Here is a 2405-nt window from a genome sequence, read left to right as displayed (position 1 = left end):
ATGCGGACCGAAGGTTTCAACGAACCCTTCGCTGGTCCGCAGGGTAAATCGCCGCTGCAAGGTGCCAAGATCAAGCTTGTCGGCCGGGCGCAGCAAGGCATTTGCCCCTTCGACCAAGGCGCCCACTTGCGCGCGCAGTTCAATCGCGCGCGGCGTGGGCACCAGTCCGCGTCCTGCCCGCACCAGTAATGGGTCGGCCGTGACCTCTCGCAGGCGGGCCAATGTCCGGCTCATCGCGGAAGGGCTAAGTTGCAAGCGACGCGCAGCGCCCGCCACGCTGCCTTCGGCCAAAAGAACATCCAAGGCCAAAAGTAGGTTCAGGTCTGGCATTGGCGGCTCCCATACATGGCGTCTGGTGCACGGATAGAGTGTGATTGGTGCGCGTTCCGCAATATGACAGAAGGCGTTATCTGACAAGCATCATCAAACAAGGAGTCACAAATGCCTGCCCGTTTTGCACCCGCCATGTTCGGCTTCATCCTTTCTGGTTTCATGTCATTTGCCGTCTCCGGCATTGCAATGCTGCGCAATGCCGGGCTGGTCGATGGCTTCTTTGGGCTTTGGGTCAACGCCTGGCTACCGTCGTGGGCCTTCGCTTTTCCCGTCGTTCTTGTCGTTGCGCCGATCACCCGCCGCCTGGTCGGCATGATGGTCAAGGCACCAAGGGCAAGCGCGCGATGACCGACACGCTCACACGCCCAGCGAATAGCCCATACCGGCTAAGGCTTGCAGCGCTGTCATTGGCCATGCTGCTGCCATCGCTAGGGACCAGCATCGCCAACGTGGCTCTGCCCACCCTTTCAGCCTCGTTTCAAGCGCCCATGGCGAATGTGCAATGGGTGGTGATTTCCTACCTTCTGGCCATGACGACCCTGATTGTTGGCGCCGGTCGTCTGGGCGACCTGCTGGGACGTCGGCGCATTCTTCTGTTCGGGATCGGCCTGTTTGCCGTGGCATCTGTCTGTGGGGCGCTTGCCCAGAATCTTTGGCTGCTCGTCGCGCTTCGCGGCGTGCAGGGCCTTGGGGCCGCGATCATGATGGCACTTACGATCGCATCGGTCAGTGACATGGTCCCAAAGGACCGCACTGGCAGCGCAATGGGCCTGCTGGGCACGGTTTCGGCGGTAGGAACGGCCCTCGGGCCATCACTGGGCGGGCTGCTGATCAACGCATTTGGCTGGCCTGCGGTCTTTGCCTTCATGGCAGCATCCGGCGCTGTGGCTTTCGTGTTCGGTGCTCAGGTCTTTCCGTCTGATGTCGCCAAAAAGCCCATGCATTTCACCTTTGATCTGCCAGGCATGATGGTGCTGGCGTTGTCGCTTGGCGCCTATGCCCTTTCGACCACTCTGGGTGGTGCCACTCCTGGCATGACAAACGTGGGCCTGGGGCTTTTGGCCTTGATCGGCATGGCCACCTTTGTCGCGATCGAACACCGCACGACTGTTCCACTGGTTCAACTTGCAGTGCTGCGAGACCGCGCTTTGGCGGCAGGTCTCGTGTCGATGGCGCTGGTCTCAACAATCCTGATGGCCACCCTTGTCGTTGGCCCATTCTTCTTGTCCGGGGTTCTGGGGCTCAGCCCTGTGCAGACCGGGTTTGCCATGTCCGTCGGGCCAGGCGTCTCCGCGTTGGCGGGCATCCCGGCAGGTCGGTTGGTGGACCGCTTTGGTGAGGCGACCGTGACATACTCCGGGTTGCTTGGTGTCGTAGCGGGGTCAGTCCTGATGATGCTGCTGCCCGGCGCTTTTGGCGTGGTTGGATACATCGGCGGCCTTGCAGTCATCACAGCAGGCTATGCGCTGTTTCAGGCCGCGAACAATACGGCCGTCATGAACGGTGCCCCAAGTGAGCGTCGCGGCGTCACATCAGCCCTTCTGGGTCTGTCCAGAAACCTTGGTCTCATCACGGGGGCTTCGGCCATGGGGGCAGTCTTCGCCTTTGGATCGAAGAGCGCAGATCTATTCGGGCTTGGAACCGGAGGTGGGGCCGGATTGCAGCTGACCTTTGCCGTCGCTGCTGTGCTTGCAAGCGCAGCGCTTTGCGTGGCCCTGTTGGGTCGCAGACCGAAATAATTGACCCTCAGCCGTGGTGCGCATGACGGGCGCGCGGCGGCTGGCCAGCCTGATGACCACCGCCCCGCCCTGCTCATTAAAAATCTGCAGCATATTTGGGGATTGGATCAACCGGCATGCGACTTGGGAGCTATTGGCAAGAGCAAGCGCCGCAACATCAGCCATACGATAAGCAGGTGGGCCGGGGCGACTGGAATCATGTAAAGGCGGCCAAAAAGGTTATGCGTGACGACCGAGGCCGTGATGTTGATCTTGCAGCCGTTCCTCTCGATGCAGATCATCACGTCCAGATGCCGGTCGCGGGCGGTGAGGGTCATCATGGTATCCTCCAGC

Annotated in this window: 4 protein-coding genes; 2 read left to right on the top strand and 2 right to left on the bottom strand. The window is 61.0% G+C overall.

The annotated features are described in order from the left end of the window. The coding region (locus RMO18_RS16805; RefSeq protein ID WP_309667456.1) for a LysR family transcriptional regulator at positions 1-330 on the bottom strand (330 nt) is incomplete at its 3' end. Positions 331-441: 111 nt separating this feature from the next. Between RMO18_RS16805 and RMO18_RS16800 the strand changes: the two genes are divergently transcribed. Together RMO18_RS16800 and RMO18_RS16795 are read left to right on the top strand one after the other, a co-directional pair. Continuing rightward, positions 442-681 carry a DUF2798 domain-containing protein gene (locus tag RMO18_RS16800; protein ID WP_309667455.1) on the top strand — a complete coding sequence of 80 codons (240 nt, stop codon included), beginning with the start codon at positions 442-444 and terminating at the stop codon, positions 679-681. Next, positions 678-2072, top strand: a complete 1395-nt coding sequence (locus RMO18_RS16795; RefSeq protein ID WP_309667453.1) for an MFS transporter — start codon at positions 678-680, stop codon at positions 2070-2072. The genes RMO18_RS16800 and RMO18_RS16795 overlap by 4 nt, the downstream gene beginning before the upstream one ends. A 107-nt stretch (positions 2073-2179) precedes the next feature. Here the strand turns inward: RMO18_RS16795 and RMO18_RS16790 are convergent. Beyond that, positions 2180-2405 (bottom strand): DUF2867 domain-containing protein (locus tag RMO18_RS16790; protein ID WP_309667451.1); only part of this gene is annotated, 226 nt, incomplete at its 5' end.

This window comes from Tabrizicola sp. (assembly GCF_031377265.1).
Lineage (GTDB): Bacteria > Pseudomonadota > Alphaproteobacteria > Rhodobacterales > Rhodobacteraceae > JAUYQR01.
Note: the sequence above shows the minus strand (reverse complement) of the source record. Positions and strands in the feature narration are given on the sequence as shown.